17 protein-coding genes are annotated in these 20373 nt (G+C 69.2%); 8 read left to right on the forward strand and 9 right to left on the reverse strand.

Going from position 1 to position 20373, the window contains the following annotated elements:
- Positions 1 to 33 precede the first annotated feature (33 nt).
- Positions 34 to 1455, reverse strand: a complete 1422-nt coding sequence (locus tag ACH5N8_RS14925; RefSeq protein WP_483281893.1) for a sensor histidine kinase — start codon at positions 1453 to 1455, stop codon at positions 34 to 36.
- Positions 1430 to 2122 (reverse strand): response regulator, encoded by a 693-nt coding sequence (locus ACH5N8_RS14930; RefSeq protein WP_460026437.1) that lies wholly within the window; start codon positions 2120 to 2122, stop codon positions 1430 to 1432. Before ACH5N8_RS14930 ends, ACH5N8_RS14925 begins: the two co-directional genes overlap by 26 nt.
- Before the next feature lie 148 nt (positions 2123 to 2270).
- On the opposite strand from ACH5N8_RS14930, the gene ACH5N8_RS14935 reads away from it, so the two are divergent.
- Genes ACH5N8_RS14935 through acs form a run of 4 tightly spaced genes read left to right on the forward strand, consistent with a single transcriptional unit; the run spans position 2271 to position 7586 of the window.
- Entirely contained in the window at positions 2271 to 3680 is a 1410-nt protein-coding gene (locus tag ACH5N8_RS14935) for an OpgC family protein (RefSeq protein ID WP_483281894.1), read from the forward strand.
- Positions 3681 to 3693: 13 nt separating this feature from the next.
- Complete coding sequence (locus ACH5N8_RS14940) at positions 3694 to 4404, forward strand: carboxylesterase family protein (RefSeq protein ID WP_483281895.1); 711 nt, start codon at positions 3694 to 3696, stop codon at positions 4402 to 4404.
- Positions 4405 to 4458: 54 nt separating this feature from the next.
- Entirely contained in the window at positions 4459 to 5241 is a 783-nt protein-coding gene (locus ACH5N8_RS14945; RefSeq protein ID WP_483281896.1) for a class I SAM-dependent methyltransferase, read from the forward strand.
- Between the two features lie 50 nt (positions 5242 to 5291).
- On the forward strand, positions 5292 to 7586 hold the full coding sequence (gene acs / locus ACH5N8_RS14950) for an acetate--CoA ligase (RefSeq protein WP_483281897.1): 2295 nt from the start codon (positions 5292 to 5294) through the stop codon (positions 7584 to 7586).
- 3 nt (positions 7587 to 7589) lie between these two features.
- Here the strand turns inward: acs and ACH5N8_RS14955 are convergent, their stop codons facing one another.
- From ACH5N8_RS14955 to ACH5N8_RS14965, 3 genes are all read right to left on the reverse strand, one after another.
- Entirely contained in the window at positions 7590 to 7904 is a 315-nt protein-coding gene (locus tag ACH5N8_RS14955) for a DUF190 domain-containing protein (RefSeq protein WP_460026432.1), read from the reverse strand.
- Positions 7880 to 8587 carry a fluoride efflux transporter CrcB gene (gene crcB / locus ACH5N8_RS14960; protein ID WP_460026431.1) on the reverse strand — a complete coding sequence of 236 codons (708 nt, stop codon included), beginning with the start codon at positions 8585 to 8587 and terminating at the stop codon, positions 7880 to 7882. The genes ACH5N8_RS14955 and crcB overlap by 25 nt, the downstream gene beginning before the upstream one ends.
- A gap of 230 nt (positions 8588 to 8817) precedes the next feature.
- Positions 8818 to 11895 carry a DEAD/DEAH box helicase gene (locus ACH5N8_RS14965; RefSeq protein WP_483281898.1) on the reverse strand — a complete coding sequence of 1026 codons (3078 nt, stop codon included), beginning with the start codon at positions 11893 to 11895 and terminating at the stop codon, positions 8818 to 8820.
- A 116-nt stretch (positions 11896 to 12011) separates the two neighbouring features.
- Here ACH5N8_RS14965 and ACH5N8_RS14970 point away from each other — a divergent pair, with 116 nt between their 5' ends.
- Genes ACH5N8_RS14970 through hypE form a run of 4 tightly spaced genes read left to right on the forward strand, consistent with a single transcriptional unit; the run spans position 12012 to position 15089 of the window.
- On the forward strand, positions 12012 to 12251 hold the full coding sequence (locus ACH5N8_RS14970) for a HypC/HybG/HupF family hydrogenase formation chaperone (protein WP_460026429.1): 240 nt from the start codon (positions 12012 to 12014) through the stop codon (positions 12249 to 12251).
- Between the two features lie 7 nt (positions 12252 to 12258).
- Positions 12259 to 13362: a hydrogenase formation protein HypD gene (gene hypD / locus ACH5N8_RS14975; RefSeq protein ID WP_483281899.1), complete on the forward strand. Its 1104-nt coding sequence runs from the start codon at positions 12259 to 12261 to the stop codon at positions 13360 to 13362.
- 57 nt (positions 13363 to 13419) lie between these two features.
- A complete protein-coding gene (locus ACH5N8_RS14980; RefSeq protein WP_483281900.1) occupies positions 13420 to 14034 on the forward strand; it encodes a hypothetical protein in 615 nt (204 codons plus the stop codon).
- Complete coding sequence (gene hypE / locus ACH5N8_RS14985; RefSeq protein ID WP_483281901.1) at positions 14031 to 15089, forward strand: hydrogenase expression/formation protein HypE; 1059 nt, start codon at positions 14031 to 14033, stop codon at positions 15087 to 15089. The genes ACH5N8_RS14980 and hypE overlap by 4 nt, the downstream gene beginning before the upstream one ends.
- 207 nt (positions 15090 to 15296) lie before the next feature.
- On the opposite strand, the gene ACH5N8_RS14990 is transcribed toward hypE, so the two are convergent.
- The 4 genes from ACH5N8_RS14990 to ACH5N8_RS15005 all read right to left on the reverse strand — a co-directional run bounded on the left by ACH5N8_RS14990 (position 15297) and on the right by ACH5N8_RS15005 (position 20369).
- Complete coding sequence (locus ACH5N8_RS14990) at positions 15297 to 16973, reverse strand: hypothetical protein (protein WP_483281902.1); 1677 nt, start codon at positions 16971 to 16973, stop codon at positions 15297 to 15299.
- A gap of 194 nt (positions 16974 to 17167) precedes the next feature.
- The gene (der, locus tag ACH5N8_RS14995) at positions 17168 to 18550 is read right to left on the reverse strand and encodes a ribosome biogenesis GTPase Der (protein WP_483281903.1); all 1383 of its coding nucleotides are present in this window, start codon (positions 18548 to 18550) and stop codon (positions 17168 to 17170) included.
- Positions 18551 to 18552: 2 nt separating this feature from the next.
- Positions 18553 to 19737, reverse strand: a complete 1185-nt coding sequence (gene bamB / locus ACH5N8_RS15000; protein WP_460026418.1) for an outer membrane protein assembly factor BamB — start codon at positions 19735 to 19737, stop codon at positions 18553 to 18555.
- On the reverse strand, positions 19737 to 20369 hold the full coding sequence (locus ACH5N8_RS15005; protein WP_483281904.1) for a YfgM family protein: 633 nt from the start codon (positions 20367 to 20369) through the stop codon (positions 19737 to 19739). Before ACH5N8_RS15005 ends, bamB begins: the two co-directional genes overlap by 1 nt.
- Positions 20370 to 20373 lie beyond the last annotated feature (4 nt).

Here is a 20373-nt window from a genome sequence, read left to right on the forward strand (position 1 = left end):
CCTGTGGCACCCGCAGCGGCCGGCCGATACGGCTCAGGCTTCGGCCACGATCGGTTGGCCGGCCGCCGGGACCGAGGCCGGGGCGGGGAAGCGAACGGCGATGCATGCCCCGCCGCGGGGGCCGGCACCGATGGCCAGTTCGGCGCGATGGCGGTCGGCAATCTCCTTGACGATCGCCAGACCCAGACCGCAGCCGTCGCCGGGGCTGCCGGGAATGCGGTAGAAGCGCTCGGTAACCCGGCCGGCCTCGCTGGGCGGGATACCGGGCCCGGCGTCGGCGACGCCGAGTACGGGACCGGCGACCGCTGCCGTCACCGATACCTCGATGGCGCCCCGGCCGCCACCATAGCGCAGGGCGTTGTCCAGCAGATTGCCGAGCAACTCGCGCAGAAGCAGGGCGTCGCCGTTGACCTCGACCGGCCCGTCGGGCGCCTCGAGGGCCAGTTCCATGCCCCGTTCCAGCGCCCGCGGCACCCATTCCAGGCAGACCTCCCGGGCCAGGGCCGCCATGTCCAGCCGGGTAGGCTCGCGCTGGGCCTGGCGGGCGAATTCGGAATGCGCCAGCGCCAGCAGCTGCGAGCCCAGATGCGCGACCCGGTCGGCGGCGTGCTGGATATGCTCCAGCGCCGGTTGCAGGGTGGCCATGTCGCGCGCCCGCGCGGCGCGCTCCGCTTGCAGCTTCAGCCCCGCCAGCGGCGTACGCAACTGGTGCGCGGCGTTCTCGATGAAGCGCTGCTGACTGGCGAGGGCGCCGCCGAGCCGTTCCAGCAGAGCGTTGAGCCGATGCGTGAGCGAACGCACCTCCAGCGGCACGTCGGCATCGGGAATCGGCGTCAGGTCGCGGGCGGAACGGCTGTCGATCAGTCGCGACAGGTCCGCCAGCGGCCGCAGCCCCAGCCTGACGCTGGTCCAGACATGGAACACGGTGATGCAGACCAGCAGCAACTGCGGCAACACCACGGCCAGCAGCATCTCCTCCAGCATGCCGCGCCGCTTGTGCAGGGTCTCGGCCACCGACACCACCACTTCCGCGCCGCTGACGCCGGGCATGGCGACGACCGACACCACGCGGACCTCCTCGCCCTGCATCAGGCGGTCGCTGAAATAGGGCTCCTCCGGCATCAGCTCGCGGAGATCCGGGCTGGGCAGGGCGCGGTCGCCGGCCATGAAACCGCTGGCGCGCGATTCGATCTTGAAGAAAGTCTTGTCCATGGCGTCCCAGCGGAACACTTCGACGGCGATCGGCGGCAACTCGAAGGTGATGCGGTCCCTGTAGCTCTTGACCTGCTGTGCCAGCGAGCGGGCGGAATCCAGCAGCCAGCGGTCGTAGGCCAGGTTGGCATAGTGCAGCGCCACGAAATAGGACACGGCGACATCCAGCAGCACGACCAGCAGCAGCGGCCCGCTGAGCCGCCGCAGCAGCTGCGTCCTAAGACTCTGCGCGCGACGCCGCATCGCCGTCCAGTTCGAGCAGATAGCCGAGGCCGCGCAGGGTGCGGATGCGGATGCCCGCCGGGGACAGCCGCCGGCGCAGGCGGTGGACGTAGACCTCGATGGCGTTGTCGGCCAGCTCGCCGGCGCCCACCGCCAGCCGCTGGGCGATGCGTTCCTTGCTGACCACGCGGCCCGCTTGCAGCATCAGCGCCTCCAGCACGCCATGCTCACGCGAGGGCAGCAGCAGCGGCGCCTCCTGCAGGTGGAATTGGTGCTGGAAGCTGTCCAGCCGCAGCGGCCCCAAAGCCAGCGTCCGCCCATGGCCGCCGAGGCTGCGCCGCAAGAGGGCCTGTACCCGCGCCTCCAGCTCGCGCAGCTCGAAGGGTTTGATCATGTAGTCGTCGGCCCCCAGCTGCAAGCCGCCGATGCGGTCGTTGAGGCCATCGCGGGCGGTCAGGATCAACACCGGCAGGGTCGAGCGGCGCTGGCGCAGCTGGCTCAGCAGGTCGCGGCCGTCGCCGTCCGGCAATCCCAGGTCGAGAATCATCAGGTCGTAGGCCTGGGTGCGGAGCGCGCTGTCGGCAAAGCTGAAGGTAGTTGCCAGCGTGACGTCGAAGCCGATCTCGGCCAGGCTGTGCTGCAAGCCGTCGGCGAGGGCCGCGTCATCTTCGACCAAAAGTATTTTCATGCACGCGGTTATGAAAGGTTCATGTAAGGTTTCGGCGCTACCATGCGCGGCTGCCGGCCCCGGTTGGGCCAGGCGCCGGAGGATCGGGAAACCCGCCCGGAGGCCCGGCTAGCATACCCAAATCCTCCCGAGCAGGTGATCGCCGATCATGAGTCTCCCGCCCCCCTCACCGCCCCGCGACATCCGGCTGGACTTCATCCGCGGCCTGGCGCTGCTGGTGATCTTCGTCAATCACATGCCGAACAACGCGGGCCAGTTCTTCACCCTGTCGCGCTACGGCTGGAGCGATGCCGCCGAGGTGTTCGTGTTCTGCTCGGGCTTCGTGTCGGCCCGGGTGTTCGGGCAGGCCTTCGCGCGCTCCGGGCTGTGGCCGGGCACGGCCCGGGTACTGCAACGCTGCGTGCAGATCTATGCCGCACACCTGGGACTGTTCGGCGCGCTGGCGCTGAGCTGCCTGATCGGCAATGCCCTGTTCCCGCCGCACGACTACATCCAGCAGCTCAACATCCGCTTCTTCTTCGAGCAGACGCACGAGGCGCTGCCAGCGCTGGTGACGCTGCGCTACCTGCCCAACGGCATCGACATCCTGCCGATGTACCTGGTGCTGCTGCTGTGGACGCCGGTGTTCTGGGCGCTGTCGGAACTCAGCCGCGCGCTGGCCGTGGCCGCCTCGCTTGCCCTGTATCTCGCCACCTACCGCTTCAACCTGGAACTGTCGGCGGAGCCAGCCACCACCCGTGGCTGGTTCTTCAACCCCTTCGCCTGGCAACTGGTGTTCTTCGGCGGCTACCTGCTGGGCGCCGGCTGGATCCGCATCCGCCTGGGACAGCGCTGGCCGCTGCGGCTGAGCCTGGCGCTGGTGCTGCTGGCGGCGCCGTTTGCCCACGAAGCCCTGCTGCGGCCGTTCGCCTGGATGGCCGGACTGCACGAACTGATTGAGCCCTGGTACGACAAAACCCGCCTTGGCCCCCTGCGCCTGCTGCACTTCGCGGCACTGGGCTATCTGGTCGCCTCGTGGCTGGCCCGCTCCGGGGCCTGGCTGGAGCGCCCCCTGGCCAGGCAGGTTCGGATGCTGGGACAGCAGTCCCTCGCCATCTTCGCGCTGGGTCTGCTGCTGTCGCGCATGGGCGGCATGCTGCTCGACCAGACCGGCCATGGCTGGCTGCCACTGCTGGCTGTCAATGTCGGTGGCCTGGCCCTGCTGCTGGGCCTGGGCCAGCTGCTGGCCTGGCTGGACGGAAAACCCTGGAAACACCCGGCCCGGATGCAGCCCGCCAGACTGGCGGGCAGCTTCTTCGATCTGGATACCTTCCGGCGCGCATGCCTGCGCCCGCTGGCACTGGTGCTGATGCTGCTGCCGCTGGCGGCGGCGCCCTTCCTGCTGCCCAAGAAACCGGCGCCGCCATCGGCCAGCGAGGAGCCCTGGCTGGGCGCGGAACCCACCCTGGATGTGCCGACGCACGACCTGCGGGCGGCCGCCGACCGGCCGCGGCCGGTACCGGGAACCCGCGGGGCCCCGGCACCGGGCCGGCTGGCCCGGCTCGGGCTGGATCACTGAGGCTGGCGACCCGATGAGCGAGACCGGCTTTCTCGACCGCAGCCTGCTCCTGGACGAGCGCCTGTACCGTTACCAGCTGTTTCGTCCGCGTGGCGAGCCGCCGGCGGCCGGCTGGCCGGTGATCCTGTTCCTGCACGGCGCCGGCGAGCGCGGTCGTGACGGCATCCTGCCCACCCAGGTCGGTCTGGGCGCGGCGATACGCCGGCATCCCGACCGGTTTCCCTGCCTGGCCGTGTTTCCCCAGATCAGCGGCGGCCGCTGCTGGAGCCGGCCCGACATGGCCGCACTGGCCATGGCCTGCCTGGAGAAAACCTGCCGCGAGGAAACCGTGGATCCGGCGCGGCGCTATCTGACCGGCCTGTCCATGGGCGGCACCGGTGTCTGGTATCTGGGCGCCCGCCACCGGGAGGTCTTCGCCGCGCTGGTGCCGGTCTGCGGCGGCGTCCATTACCCCGCCGCCGCCAGCGGCAGCCCCGATTCGGGAGAGAACCAGGCGATCTACCTGGCCCGGGCCGAAGCCATCGCGCCGACACCGGTGTGGGCCTTTCACGGCGCCCTCGACGAGGTGGTGCACCCGGGCTTCACCCGCGGCATGGCGGCGGCGCTGACGGCCTGCGGCCACCCGCCCCGGCACACGGAATATCCGGATGTCGGCCACGATGCCTGGGATGTCGCCTATCAGGAGCCGGCGCTCTGGCGCTGGCTGTTCGCCCAGCGGCGCTAGGCGCTTCATGATGTCTGGCGGGCGCCCACCGCGCCTTCAGGCGTCGCCGCCGGCATGACCGCCTTTTCATTGAATTCACCCCAGGGCAAGGCGCTCCTGGCCCTGGCCCGGGACGGCGACTACGCCCATCCGGGAGAGGCGGAAGCCATCCGGCTCGCCTGCGCCGGGCTCGCGCGCCAGGACAGCCATCGCCTGCTGGACGTGGGCTGCGGCCGCGGGGGCACCGCCGCCTGGTTCCAGGCACGGGGCTGGGGCACGGTCACCGGCGTCGATCTCGATGCCCAATCCATCGCCTTCGCCCGCCAGCGCTATCCGTCGGTGCACTTCCTGGCCGGCGACGCCACCCGGCTGGATACGCTGGGGCTCCCGCCCTTCGACCTCGTCTACCTGTTCACCGCCCTGTATGCCTTTGCCGACCAGCCGGCCGCCCTGCGGCAGATGCGCCAGGTCTGCCGGCCCGGCGGCAGGCTGCTGATGGTCGAATACACGCGCCCGCTTGCCGCCCCGCTGCCGCCCGGGCTCGGCACGGAAATCGGCCAGCCGCTGGTGCCCGCGAAGCTGGCCGGGGTTCTGGCGGCGGCGGGCTGGCAGCTGGAGAGCCTGGAGGACTGGACGCCGCACTTCATCCGCTGGTACGCGAACCTGCTGCAACGCTTCCACGACCGGAAAGCCGGGATGCTGGCGCTGGCAGGCGCGGAGGCCCATGGCTTCGTCACGCGCTGGTATGCCGAGTTGCTGGCAGCACTGCAATCCGGACAGCTGGGCGGGGCGCGCATCCTCGCCCGCGCGGGGCCCTGCATGCCAGCCGCCGGTTACGCCCCGGCCCGCGCCGTGTAAAAATCCGCGCTCACCATTACGCCATCCCGCCTGCGACCCGGAGCCCGCGCATGACCGCCACCGCCGACCACCTTCCGCCCCTGGACATCGTCGAACATGACACCACCCTGGTGGTGCGCCTCGCCGGGCGTCTCGACAGCACCGTCTGCGCCGAGCTTCACCAGCCGCTGCTCGACCGCATCACGGCGGCCGGCAAGGCGGTGGTGCTGGACATGGAGGACGTCGCGTTCGTCGCCTCCGCCTTCCTGCGGCTGTGCATCCTGGCGGCGAAAACGGTCGGCAGCGGCCGCATCCGCATGATCAACGTCAGTCCGCTGCTGAAGAAGGTATTCAAGATTGCCGGACTGGACCGGCAGATTGCCATGACGGCGGGTTCGTTCAACCCGGTGCAGCCCACCCACGAACCGGTCTATCCGGTGTCCAGGGACGCCAAGGCCGGCGCGCTGATCACGGCCGAGCGCTATCAGGCGCTGTATGCGCGCTCGCTGGCCGACCCGGACGGATTCTGGGCCGATCTGGCCGGCGAATTCCTGCACTGGGACCACCCCTGGGATCGGGTCAGCCAGTGGGATTTCAGGACCGCCCGGATCGCGTGGTTCCAGGGCGGGCGGCTGAATGCCAGCGTCAACTGCCTGGACCGCCACCTGGCCGAGCGCGGCGGCCAGGTCGCCCTGCTCTGGGAAGGCGACGAACCGGACCAGCAGCGCCGGCTGACCTATCGCGAACTGCACGAGCAGGTCTGCCGCTTCGCCAACGTGCTGAAGGCGCAGGGCGTGCGGCGCGGCGACCGGGTGTGCCTGTACCTGCCGATGATTCCCGAGGGCGCCGTGGCCATGCTGGCCTGCGCCCGCATCGGCGCCGTGCACAGCGTGGTGTTCGGCGGCTTCTCCGCCGAAGCGCTGAAGGACCGCATCCTCGACGCCGGCTGCCGGCATGTGGTCACCGCCGACGAGGGCCGCCGCGGCGGCCGGCGCGTGCCGCTGAAACAGAACGTGGACGAGGCCCTGAGCGCCTGTCCCGACGTCGGGAGCGTCATCGTGGTACGGCACACCGGCGCGGAAACCGGCTGGATGGCAGGCCGCGACCACGACTACCGTGCGCTGGTCGAGGCTGCCGACCCGGTGTGCCCGCCGGAATCGATGGATGCCGAGGACCCGCTGTTCATCCTCTACACCTCCGGCTCCACCGGCCAGCCCAAGGGCGTGCTGCACAGCACCGGCGGCTACCTGCTGTACACCGCCGTCACCCACCGCTACGTGTTCGACTATCACGACGGCGAGATCTACTGGTGCACGGCCGATCTGGGCTGGGTCACCGGACACAGCTACGTGGTCTACGGGCCGCTCTGCAACGGCGCCACCACGCTGATGTTCGAAGGCGTGCCGACCTGGCCGGATGCCAGCCGCTTCTGGCGGGTGATCGAGAAGTACCGGGTCCATCTGTTCTACACCGCACCGACCGCCATCCGCGCCCTGATGGGCCTCGGCAACCGCTGGGTGCACACGGCCGACATCGGCAGCCTGCGCCTGCTCGGCTCGGTGGGCGAGCCGATCAACCCGGAAGCCTGGGCCTGGTACTACCACGTCATCGGCGACTCGCGCTGCCCCATCGTCGACACCTGGTGGCAAACCGAAACCGGCGGCATCATGATCACGCCGCTGGCCGGCGTCACCGACCTCAAGCCCGGCTCCGCGGCCCTGCCGTTCTTCGGCGTGCGGCCCGCGCTGCTGGACGAGGCAGGCAACCCGGTGGAGGGGCCCGGCGAGGGCGTGCTGGTGCTGACGGCCTCCTGGCCCGGCCAGGCGCGGACGGTCCATGGCGATCCGCAGCGCTTCTTCGACACCTACTTCGCCCCCTACCCCGGCTACTACTTCACCGGCGACGGCGCGCGGCGGGACGAGGACGGCTACTACTGGATCACCGGCCGGGTCGACGACGTCATCAACATCGCCGGCCACCGGCTGGGCACGGCGGAGATCGAAAGCGCCCTGGTCCTGCACCCGCAGGTGGCGGAGGCCGCTGTGGTCGGCTACCCGCACCCGATCAAGGGACAGGGCATCTACGCCTACGTCACCCTGACCGCCGATGCCGCGCCGGGCGAGGGCCTGCGCCACGACCTGATCGAGCTGGTCCGGCACGAGATCGGCGCCATCGCCGCGCCGGGCGTCATCCAGTGGACGCCGGCCCTGCCGAAAACCCGTTCCGGCAAGATCATGCGCCGCATCCTGCGCAAGATCGCGGCGGACGAGATCGACCAGCTGGGCGACATCTCCACCCTCGCCGACGCGGCCGTGGTGGAACAGATCATCCGCGACAGACCACGGGCCGGGGCGGGCGTCGCCTGAGCCTCAGCCGCCATGCCGGTGGAGCGTGGCCTGCCAGCTGATGACATGCGGCAGGGGAATGATGTCCTCCAGCCGGCCCAGGATCGCGGCGACCCGCTCCGGTTCATCGTAGAACTCGACGATCAGCGGCAGATCCAGCGACAGGTCCACCAGCGAGGCGGTGTGCAGGCGCCCGTCCGGGCCGAAGCCGGCGATGCCGCGCAGCACGGTGACCCCGGCCACCTTTTCCTGAGCGTGGAGAAAGTCCAGCACCTTGGCGAGCCGATGCTCGCCCTCGCGGAGGTAAATCCGCGCTACCGTGACGGCGTGAGTTGCCATAGCCAGTTACCCAGTTGCGAGGCCAGCCACAGCAGGGTCGCGGCAGCGAGGCCATTGAGCATGAAAATGGAAAAGAGTCCGCCCAGCTCCAGCGGCACGTCGCCGAGCCGCAGCGCCATCCACAGGGTCGCGGCCACCGTGGCCAGACCGAGCAGCAGGATCAGCATGACCGCGCGACCGGTCGGCGGCCAGCCGAAATGGTGGAAGGCCAGGGTGGCGAGCAGGGCCAGCGCGAACAGCACGCCGCCCCCGAGCAGCAGCCCCAGCCAGGCCAGGCCCTGGGCCGTCCAGGCCGGCGACATGCCGGTGAACAGGGTCCGCGCCCAGACGATGCCGATCCACACCGCCAGCACGCAGAGCAGCGGGCTGAGCACGAGATTGAGGATGGCCTTGAGATAGCCGCCCTGGTTGATCAGGTGGAGGCTCTCCAGCGCAAAGGTCGAGAAGGTGGTGAAGGCGCCGAGGAAGCCGACCAGCACCGCGGCCCGGACCTCTGCCGCCACCGGGAAGCGTTGCAGCATCAGTTCGGCCAGGAGGCCCATCAGGAACGAGCCGGCAACATTGACGAACAGGGTGCCGAGCGGAAAGCCCCGACCCAGCCAGGCATAGATGCCGTTGGCGGCCAGAAACCGGGCGACCGCGCCCAGCGAACCGCCGATGGCGATGGCGAGCAGCTGGTTCATGCCGTCACCCCGGCAACGCCCGGGGCGGTTTTCATGCCGGCGCCGTGGCGGCACGGCTGCGCGGCGATCGGCGGGATGTCGACAAACATGAGGGAGCCCCCGGAGTCGGCCACACGAACGGGCGGCACTACGGCCATGCCGGCGCCGCGAAGGCCGGCTGTCCGGCCCGGGATGCCATCATCCACGCCGCCACCGCGCATGGCAACTGCCGGCACCACCGCATCGCCACCTCACTCCAGCACCTCCATCCGGTTCAGGGCGATCAGCTGCTTGAAGGTCTCGTTGTCGAGCTGGGTGAGCCAGGATTCGTCGTTGCCGACGATCAGCGAGGCCACCTGCTTCTTTTCCTCGATCAGCTTGTCGATGCGCTCCTCCAGCGTGCCCAGGGTGATGAACTTGTGCACGAAAACGTTCTTGCGCTGGCCGATGCGGAAGGCGCGGTCGGTGGCCTGATCCTCCACCGCCGGATTCCACCAGCGGTCGAAGTGGAACACATGGTTGGCCTTGGTCAGGGTGATGCCGACGCCGCCGGCGCGCAGCGACAGCAGGAACACGCCGGGACCGGTCTCGGGGTCCTGGAACTCGGCGATCATGCGCTCGCGCCTGGCCGCCGGCACCGCGCCATGCAGGTAGAACACCGGGCAATCGAGCTGTTCGCGCAGATGCCTTTCCAGCTGGCCGCCGACCTCGGCGAACTGGGTGAAGACCAGCGCGCTCTCGCCCTCGGCGATGACGTCGCCGAGCATGTCGCACAGCCGCGCCAGCTTGGGGGAGCGGTCGCTGGCGAAGACGCTGCCATCGTGCAGGAACTGGGCGGGGTGGTTGCAGATCTGCTTGAGCCGGGTCAGCGTCGAGAGGATCAGCCCCTGCCGATTGATGCCGTCGGCGGCGCCGAGACGCTGCTCGACATCGCGGACCACGGCCTCGTACAGCGACGCCTGCTCCTTGCCGAGGTTGCAGAACTGGCGGTTCTCCAGCTTATCGGGCAGGTCGCGGATGATGTCGGGATCGGTCTTGACCCGGCGCAGCACGAACGGCTCGATCAGGCGCTTGAGCATCTCGGCGCGGCGCGGGTCGTTGTCGCGCTGGATCGGCAGCTCGTAGCGCTGGCGGAACTGCGACTGCTTGCCGAGATAGCCGGGATTGAGGAAATTGAAGACCGACCAGAGATCCAGCAGGCGGTTTTCCACCGGCGTGCCGGTCAGCGCCAGGCGGTGCTCGGCGCCGAGCTTGAGCACCGCCTTGCTCTGCGCCGAGGCCGGATTCTTGATGTTCTGCGCCTCGTCCAGCACCACCCGCCGCCAGCGGATGGTGGAGAGGATCTTCTCGTCGCGCCGCGCCAGGGCGTAGGACGTGATGACGACATCGCTGGCCAGGCAGGCGCTGGCGAAGGCCTCGGCATCGCGCACCCGCACCGTGCCGTGGTGGATGAAGGCCCGCAGGCCGGGGGCAAAGCGTTCGATCTCCTTGTGCCAGTTGCCGATGACCGAGGTCGGCGCGACCAGCAGGGTCGGCGCCAGACCATGGCCCGGCGCCCGTTCCTGCACCAGCAGGGCCAGTACCTGCACGGTCTTGCCAAGGCCCATGTCGTCGGCCAGACAGCCGTTCAGGCCCAGGCTTTCGAGGAAGGCCACCCAGGCCAGGCCGCGCTTCTGGTAGTCGCGCAGCTGCGCCGCGAGGCCCGGCGGGTTGTCGGCCGGTTCCAGGCGGCTGTGATCGCGCAGCTTGCCCAGCATCTCGGCCAGGGCGTGGCGGGGGTCGATCTCGAAGAAATCGGCATCCTCGGCCGACTTGCGCATCAGCTCCGGCAGGCTCATGCCGGTTTCGTCGTCGCGGTGGCGGCGCCAGAACTCCAGCATCTCGCGCATCTTCTCCCGGTCCAGCGCCAGCCAGCGGCCGCGGAACCGCACCAGCGGCGACTTGCTTTCCACCAGGCCGGCCCATTCCGCCTCGTCCACGGTCTCGTCGCCGAGTGCCAGATCGTAGCGATAGGCCATGAGATTCTGGAGATCCAGGCTGTTGCGGCGATCCGCGCCGGACAGCGAGCGGCCGCCGGCCTGCAGCCGGATCTTGGCCCGGCGGCGCCCCTGCGGCGTCCACCAGGCCGGTACCAGCACGATGAAGCCAGCATCCTCCAGAACCCAGGCATCCCGCTGCAGGAAGCCAAAGGCCTCCTCGAGACCGAGGTCGATGCCGGAGGGCTGGGCCTCGTCCAGCCCTTCCCACAAGGGTGGATAGATGCGCGCCGCCTGCCCCATGGCCAGCAGCAGCCGCTGCTCGAAGTCCTCGCCGCAGCGGGTGGCGAAGAAGCCCCGCGCCCGCTCGTCCAGCGCCCAGTACTGCGCCAGGGTGATCTGCAGGGACGGGTCCTGGCGCGGCGCCACCAGCATGTCCAGGCGCCAGGACGCCTGCTCGGTCTCCGCTTCGCGCAGCTGGAACAGCAGGCTGAAGGGCGCCTCGCCGTGCTGGCCGACCAGCTTGCGGCGCCAGGCCAGCCAGGCCTGGTAGACCGGCAGGCCCTCGCGGCTCTTCCAGGGCACCCGCGACTGCAATTCCTGCCGGGCGGCATCGACCAGGGTGCCGCGGATGCGGCGGTCGATCTTGGCCGAAGCCGAGGCCTGACCGACGATGCGCTGCACCAGCACCTCGGCGCAGTGCCGCAGCAGGCTGGTCTTCTCGTAGCAGCACCCGCCCAGCGTGGCGCAGGCGTCCGGCATCAGCTGCACCGCCTCGCGGATCAGCTGCTCGAACTCGTCGGCCACGATTTCCCAGCCACCGTGCAGCTCGTAGCCGCCGGCCGGGGTTTCCCGGTAGACCAGCCGGGGAATGTAGCGGTCGCGCAGGATCACCGCCTTGGCCGACTGGGTGAAGTAATGCCAGAACAGCAGGTCACTGCCGGGCCGCGTCTCCGGCGTCCGGCAGAAGGCCAGGAAGCGCAGTTCGCCCAGCTGCGGCACCGGCCGCACCTGGCGGTAGGCGTCCACCCGCCAGGGCGAGAGGGGCGCGGGCGGCAGGGCCTCGTCCAGGCCGTGCTCGAACTCCGGCGCCGGCAGCGGCAAGCCGTCGACCGTCGGCAGGGCCAGGGTTTGCGGGAGGAAATGAAAGCGTCGCTCATAGGCGGACACGGACAGTTCCAGCGTGCCCTCGAGAAAGGCGATCAGCTCGCTCTTGGGCAGATGGCGCGGGTGCACTCCCGTTTCCCGGGACGCGCCGCGCAGCGTCTGGTCCTCCACCCAGACCCAGAAGTCGCCGGCCTGAATGAAGCCGTCCCCGTGCTCGGGTATCCATGAGCAATGCAGGACTTTCATGTCGCGAGTTTCACGCCGCCCAAAATCCCGCTATTGTAGCCCTTCAGGCGTGATGGCGGCCCGGTGCGGGCCCGCCGTGCGCCGCCGTTTTCCCAAACGTTTTCCTGAGGTTGCGCATGTGTCTCGCGGTACCGGGTCAAATCATCAGCCTGTCGGAGCCCGGGGCGGGCGAACCGCGGGGACGGGTCAGTTTCGGCGGCGCGCTCAAGGAGGTCAGCCTGGCCTTCACGCCCGAGGCGGCGGTCGGCGACTACGTCATCGTCCATGCCGGCTGCGCCATTTCCCGGCTGGACGAGGACGAGGCCCGCGAGGCGCTGGCGGAATTCGCCGCCCTGGGGGCCCTGGAGCAGGCGTGAGCCGGGCATGAATCACCAGCACGAGTACCGGGCGCGGGAGCTGGTGGCGGCGCTCGCGGACGCCATCGCCCGGCTGTGTACCCGGCCGTGGACGCTGATGGAAGTCTGCGGCGGCCAGACCCATGCCATCCTGCGCTACGGCATCGATCGCCTGCTGCCGCCCGGCGTGGAACTGATACACGGACCCGGCTGCCCGGTCTGCGTGACCCCCACGGCCGCCATCGATCAGGCCATCGCCATCGCCCGCACGCCGGGTGCGATCCTCTGCTCCTTCGGCGACATGCTGCGGGTGCCGGGATCGCGGGGCGACCTGCTGGGCGCCCGCGCCGAGGGCGGCACGGTGCGCGGGCTGTACTCGCCGCTGGATGCCCTGCAGGTGGCGCGGGAGCATCCCGGGCAGCAGGTGGTCTTCTTCGCCGTCGGCTTCGAAACCACCGCCCCGGCCACCGCGCAGGCAGCCTGGCAAGCGCGGCAAGAGGGCCTCGACAACTTCTCCCTGCTGGTCAGCCATGTGCGCGTGCCGCCGGCCATGGAAGCCCTGCTGGCCGCGCCGGCCTGCCGCATCGACGGCTTCCTGGCCGCGGGGCATGTCTGTACGGTGATGGGCACGGACGAGTATGAACCTGTCGCCGCACGCCACGGCATCCCCGTCGTCGTGACCGGCTTCGAGCCTGTGGACCTGCTGGCCGGCATCCACCGTTGCCTGGAGATGCTGGAGCGCGGCGAGGCGGGCGTTGCCAACCAGTACCGGCGCATGGTCAGGCGCGCGGGCAACCCGGTGGCCCGCGGGCGCATGGAGGCGGTGTTCGAGGTGGTCGATCGCGACTGGCGCGGCCTGGGGCCGATCCCGGCCGGCGGGCTGGGACTGCGCCCGGCGTTCGCCGGCATCGACGCCGCACGGCGCTTCGCGCCGGGTGTCCCGCTGGCGACGGAGACCACCGAATGCCAGAGCGGCCGGGTCCTGCAGGGAGCCATCAAGCCCGATCGCTGCCCGGCCTTCGGCGTCCGCTGCACGCCGGAGCATCCGCTGGGCGCGACCATGGTGTCCGCCGAGGGCGCCTGCGCGGCATACTACCGCTATCGCCCGAACGCCCGCCCCGCCGCGGCCTGACGCGGCGCAAACCCGCACCCCGGCTGGCCGCCGCCAGCCCATCGGAGAACGCAAGCCATGTACCCTGTCACCGATACCTCTCGCCCCCGGACCGGTCCGTGCCGGTTTTCGCGGCCCCGCAGCGCTCCGCTGATCTGGGCTTGGCTGCTGCTGCAAACCGGCTGCGCCGCCAACTCCCCCACCGAAGCGGCCAATCAGAAGACGACGCCGTATTACCAGGATGCCCAGCTGTGCCGGGCCAGACATCCGGCCAGAACCATCGCGCCCGGGGCCGACCCGGCCGCCAGTATCGACGCCGCGAGCTATCTCCGCTGCATGAACCAGCTGGGCTACCAGCAGGATGCCAAAACCGATCCGCTGCTGGTGGCGCTGCGCAAGTGCCCGCAGCAGGGCACGGCCGCCGTGTCAGCCAGCGGCGCGAAAACCATGCGGCCGCCGACCCAGGCCGCGGTACGCGAATGCCTGAGGCTGCGCGGCTTCCCCAGCGCCGGCCAGCCGCCGGCGCCCACGGCCAGTGCCAGCGGAACCGCCCCCGCGTCACCAGCCAGCGCACCCGCACCCGCGTCCAGCCCGCCAGCCGCATCGGCCACGCCTGCCAAGCCGCCCCGTCAACCCGGCCGGGAGCGCATCCAGACCATCTACATCCCGCCCCGGACGACGCAGAACCCGTGAGCGCCGACATGGACCTGAGCTGCCCGGCGCCGCTCGGCCAGTACGAGCGCATCCTCATGGCGCATGGCGGCGGCGGGCAGCTGATGCAGCAGCTGCTCGACCGGCTGGTGCAGCCGGTCTTCGACAATCCCGCCCTGTCCGCCCGGCACGACAGCGCCGTGATCGACTGTGGCGGGCAACGGATCGCCTTCACCACCGATTCCTACGTGGTCAAGCCGCTGTTCTTTCCGGGCGGCGACATCGGCAAGCTGGCGGTGTGCGGCACGCTCAACGACCTGGCCATGGCCGGCGCCAGACCGCTCTGGCTTAGCGCGGCGCTGATCATCGAGGAAGGCTTGCCGGTCGGTGATCTGGAACAGATCCTGCGTTCGATGGCCGCAACCGCGAGGGCGGCCGGGGTGGCGATCGTCACCGGCGACACCAAGGTGGTGGAACGCGGTCGTGGCGATGGACTGTTCATCAACACCGCCGGCATCGGGCTGATCGAACCCGGCCGGCCGGCCATCCAGCCGGCGGCCGTGCGGGCCGGCGATGCGATCCTGGTGAGCGGCGACCTTGGCCGCCATGGCATCGCCATCATGGCCCGGCGCGAGGGGCTGGACCTTGAAACCGCCATCGAAAGCGACTGCGCCGACCTCTCGGGACTGGTGCTGGACCTGCTCGATAGCGGCATCGAGGTCCATTGCCTGCGCGATCTCACCCGGGGTGGGCTGGCCAGCGCGCTGATCGAGATCGCCGAGACGGCCGGCGTCGGCATGCAGCTGGACGAGGAGTCGATCCCGGTGCGCGAGGATGTGGCCGGCGTCTGCGAACTCCTCGGCTTCGATCCTCTGCATGTCGCCAACGAAGGGCGCTTCGCCGCCCTTGTGCCGGGCGATCAGGCGGAGCGGGCGCTGGCCCGGCTGCGGCAACATCCGCTGGGCGCCGGCACTGCCCGCATCGGCCGCGTCACCGGCACGGCGCAGGCGGCGGCACCGGTCCACGTCCGCACCCGCTACGGCACCGAACGCCTGCTGCTGCGCCTTAGCGGCGAACAGCTGCCGCGGATTTGCTGAGCGGATACCACGCCGCGGTTGCCTGCCCCGGGCCCGCGAGCCTCGCGCCGGCGCGCCGTGGCGGACACGGTCGCTCAAGATGGCGGCGGTTTTTCTTCGCCACGCTGTTTCCGATGCCGAATCATCTCTTGGCGGCGGAGAGTTCGGACGGCCATGCGCCGGGCATACCCGGCGTTCGGTGTTGTGCTGGATGGCGGAAGCCCTCCGTCACTGGGGCGGCCAGGGCTGCTGGTTGTTGGTCACGCCCCATGGCCCGGTACAGACGTTGGCCATGTTCCGGAGAGGTGGCGCACAGCAGCCTGGCGTGACGGCATCGGTGTAGGGCGGCTTTTCGCTGATGGTGATCAGGCAGTCGTTGGCCCCGGTCTTGCGGGCAGTCACCGTCGAAACCTTGTAGGTTTCTATGCCCTTGCCATAGACGGGTGGCGATTGCGACACGGTGCACGCATCGGAGACGACGAACTGGGCACCCGAGTTGTCGGGATTCTGCGGCGGTCCCGCCTGGACCGGCAGGTTTTCGGAAGTCCAGTACCAATTATTGATCTGCAGGCCGATGCCGGGGTAGACGGAATAATTCCCCTGCAGGGTAAGCGAACCACCGCCAGGCGGGATGACCTGCTGCCCGCCGGCGGTGAACATGCTTACCGTGTTGCCATTCGGACAGGGAGAGTTTTTGCCAAGGTTGTTTTGAATGGTGACCTTGTCCTGGATGGCGCTGGCCTGGCCCAGGGACGGCAGCTGATGCGTGCCCGGGCAGAGCGTGACGACATACCCCGTGCCAGCCGGGCAGGCCACCTGCTTGTTATCCACCGGGTACTGATAGGCGTCCGGGCAAGCGACGTCCGTGCAGCCGAGGCTTGAGCCACCCTGCGGAAACGTGCAGCCGGCGCTGTTGCTCATGTCCACGCGGATCGGGACATTGAAAAAGATGTTGGCGGTCTCGCTCACGCAGTTATCGGGGTCGGCGCCGTTGGCGCTGCAGAGGGTCGGCGGCGACGTCGGGCTCGCACCGTAGTTCGTGCTGAGGTCGACAAAGTCCTGATCGAGGCCGGCGCCACCCTTGGGCGTGATCTCGAAGGTGGTGCCGAAGGTCCTGTCGAAATTCATCTGCGAGCCACAGCACGGGGTTGTGGCGGTGGTTGTGCACTGCCCTACTGCCGCATTGGTGGGCTGGCAATAGGCGGCATAGGTGAGGTTATTGTTGCCGGGCGGCTGATTCGGCGCATTATTCATCCACATGTAGCCCATGCGTTGCCCCGCCGCCTGGATGTCCGCCCAGTTGCCGCAGTTCACCAAGGCACATTGGGCGTCGCTGGTGATGGGCGCGAACATGAAGGTGTTGGCTGCATTCTGGCTCAATCCTCCCCCGCTACCGGTGGGATACACCAGGCTGTCGTATGGCGGTAGCGTCGAGCCGTCGATCGCATGGCTGGTGGGCGACATGATCTTGATCGGCGTGGCGCAATGGTTGTACAGCATGAGCTGCCCGGCTACCGGATTGGGCAAGGTTCCTGACACCATCCCGCGCACCTCGGCCACGGTTTGCCGAATCTCCTGCACCAATGGCGACGGAGCGCCGGATGCCACACCGCCTGTTGCGGGACACCCCTCCGAGGCAAGCTTCAGGGCAGCGAGATAACCCTTCTCATAGGCCTTCTCACAGGCTCTGCGGGCAGCTTCGTTCTTGCCCGGCTTCTGGCCCCTGGCAAGTGCGGATTCGGCATGCATCTGGCAACGCAGGTAATCGCCCGTCTGCCGGTACAGTTTTGCCTGGCATCGTTCCTCCTGCGCCTGCGCCGGCCCATGGGCTAGCGGGATAAGCAGCAGGAAACAGGAGAGCGCGGCGAACGCATTCGCCGGGTGGATTGCGGATGAAGCTTGCATGAGCGTTTCCTCCCTATCGTGTCCGCAACAGCTCGCTGGGCGTGGGGCCGCCCAGCCGCCGGTGCGTCGGGACAGTGTGATACGGGATGATGCCTTGCACCACCCCCGGATGCGGGAGGCATGCCGGCCGGAAGACGGCCTGCGCTCACGCGTCCAGCCGAGCGGCAGGTCCGGGCGGCTCGCTCGCCGGCAGGCTACTTCACATGCCGGATGAGCCGCCGGCGCCTGCGGACCTGCCGCTCGGTCAAGACATTGCGCTTGCCCTTGAACGGGTTGTCGCCGGTGCGGAACTCCAGCTTGATGGGCGTGCCGCTGATCGCCAGCGCCTCGCGGAAGTAGTTGATGAGATAGCGCTTGTAGCTGCCGGGGATTTCGTCGATCTGGTTGCCGTGGATGACGATGGTCGGCGGGTTGGTGCCGCCCTGGTGGGCATACTTGAGCTTGATGCGCCGGCCGCGCACCAGCGGCGGCTGATGGGCCGCGACTGCGCTCTGCAGCAGCCGCGTCAGATGCGAGGTGCCCATCTGCGTCATGGTCGAGCCATGCACCTCGACCACGGCATCGAACAGGTGGCCGACCCCCGTGCCGTGCAGGGCCGAGATGAAATATTTCTCGGCGAAGTCGATGAATTGCAGCTTGAGATCCAGCTGGCGCCGGGTTTCCTCCTTCTGGTCCGGGGTCATGCCGTCCCACTTGTTGAGGCCGACGATCAGCCCGCGGCCGATCTCCAGCACCATGCCCAGCAGGTTGGCGTCCTGGTCGGTCACGCCCTCGCGGGCATCGACCAGGTAAATGACCACATGCGCCTTCTCGATGGCCTGCATGGCCTTGATGACGCTGAACTTCTCCACCGTCTCGGCGATGCGCCCGCGGCGGCGGATGCCGGCGGTGTCGATCAGCGTGTAGCGCCGGCCGTGGCGCTCGAAGGCGATCTCGATGCTGTCGCGGGTGGTGCCGGGGGCATCGAACACCACCACCCGCTCCTCGCCCAGCAAGCGGTTGACCAGAGTGGACTTGCCGACGTTGGGCCGACCGACGATGGCGATGCGGATGCCACCCTCGTCCTCGGCGGCTGACGCATCCTGCTTCGGCAGGAGCGCCTCGACCGTGTCCAGCAGGCTGCCGATGCCCTGCGCATGGGAAGCCGAGATGGGGTGCGGCTCGCCCAGGCCGATGGCATGGAAATCCGCGGTGGCGGCTGCCAGGCTGGCCTGGTCGATCTTGTTGGCGGCCAGCACCACCGGCTTGCCAGTGCGCCGCAGCCGCTGGGCAATGGCTTCGTCGCCCACATTGAGACCGTCGCGCGCATCGACCAGGAACAGGATGACATCGGCCTCGCGCAGGGCGATCTGCACCTGCCGCATGGCCTGTTCGTCGATGCCGGCCTCGGTCTCGACGATGCCGCCGGTGTCGACGACGAAGTAATCGCGGGTTCCGCGCCGCACCCGGCCGTACTGGCGGTCGCGGGTCAAGCCCGGGTAATCGGCCACGAGGGCATCGCGGGTGCGGGTCAGGTAGTTGAAGAGGGTTGATTTGCCGACATTGGGCCGGCCAACCAGGGCAACGACAGGGAGCATGATCAATCGATTCCGATGGCGGCCAGGACACCGCCTGCCGTGTAGACGAACAGGGTTTCGCTGTCGACGACAGGCGCCGCGCGGACCGGCGTGTCATCGACCTGCAGACGGCCGACCAGGCTGCCGTCATCGGCCGAGAGGGCGTGCAGATAGCCTTCGAAGTCGCCAACGACCAGCCGGTTGCGGATCAGCGCCGGCACCGTGAGCCGCCGCTGGTGCAGGGCATCCTGCTTCCACAGGTCGGCACCGTTGCGCAGATCCAGCTGCCAGACATCGCTGCTGGCGTCGCTGATGTAGAGCGAGCGGCGGCCGGCGGCCAGGCCATGGCTGGAAGACACAGTCGTCTGACGCCAGAGGATATCGCCGTCATTCAGATTGACGGCCGTCACGCCGCCCTGGAAGCCGGTGATGTAGACCGTGTCATCCTTGACCAGCGGATCGGCATCCAGCTCGACCAGGCGCTCGACCTCCGAGCGTCCGTGCGGGATGGCCGCCGTGGTTTCCCAGACCAGCTTGCCATCGGCTACGTTGAGGGCGATCAGCTTGCCGCCGCCGAAACCGTCCAGCACCAGGTCGCCGGCGATGGTGGGCGATCCCAGGCTGCGCACCGACAGCGGCGGAATGCTGCGGTCGTGGGTCCAGCGGATGGCGCCGTTGTTGAGATCGACGCCGGCCAGGCGGCCATCGCTGGTGCGGATCACCACGCGCTGGTGTGCCACCCGCGGCAGGGCCAGGATTTCGCTGCTGAGGGTACTCTTCCAGACCAGCGTCCCGTCGACGAGACTGATGGCGATGAGCTCGGCATTGCTGGTGCCGAGCAGCAGCTTGTCACCGGCGACGACTGGCCCGGCGGACAGCTCCAGCCGGGTTTCCGCGGCCCACAGCCTTTCGCCATCCTGGCGGTTGTGGGCCTGCACCAGGCCACGGCGGTCGGCGACATAGACGGTACTGGCCGTCACCGCCGGCACCAGGTTGACGACCTGGTCGTCATAGCCCTTGCCGACGCTGGCCTTCCACAGCACTGTCATGTTGACGGAAGGCTCCAGGGGCTCCAGTTCGCGCGGCGGCTCGGCATTGTCGTTGCCGCTGATCAGGCCCTGGATCGAGTTGCCGAGGTCCTCGAAAGCGCCCAGCTGGCTGCAACCCGCCAGCCACAGGGACGCCAGCAGCGCAAGGGCGAGACGCATCAGGGTGCGGCCGGCAGATCGTTGAGCTTGAGTTCCAGCAGCGGCGAATGGTCGCCCAGCTCGCGGGCCTTGGCGTAGGCGGCGCGGGCGTCCACCGGCCGCTTGGCGACCACCAGGGCGTCGCCGCGCAGCTCGGCGTACAGCCCCGCATACTGGCCGGCGGCCTTTTCGCTCACGCCGTCCAGCAGCTTGAGGGTGGCTTCGCTATCGCCCTTGGCCAGCAGCACGCGGGCCATGCGCAGGCGGATGAGCCCGGCGAGCGCCTCGTCGCGGGTCTGGCTCAGTGCCTCCTCCAGCGTCCTGCGGGCACCGTCGAGGTCGCCGGCATCGACCTTGAGCCTGGCGAGGAACAGCCGCCCGTATTCGCCATAGGTGGTCTTGGGATACTGCTGGACCAGCCGCTCACCGAGCTTGACCGCCGCCTCGTTCTGCCGGGCCTGGACCGCCTCGGCCAGCTGGTGGTAGACCAGCGACGCCTGCTCGGCGGTTTCCCGCTGGCTGCCCTGCCACATCTTCCAGCCGGCGATCACGGCAAGCCCCAGCAGCAGGCCGCCGAAAATCGACGACTTGTTTTCCTTCCACCAGCGCTGCAGCGCCTCCAGGCGTTCCTCTTCGGTCAGATAGGTTTCCATGCGC

Source organism: Methyloparacoccus sp. NF-16, assembly GCF_056880625.1.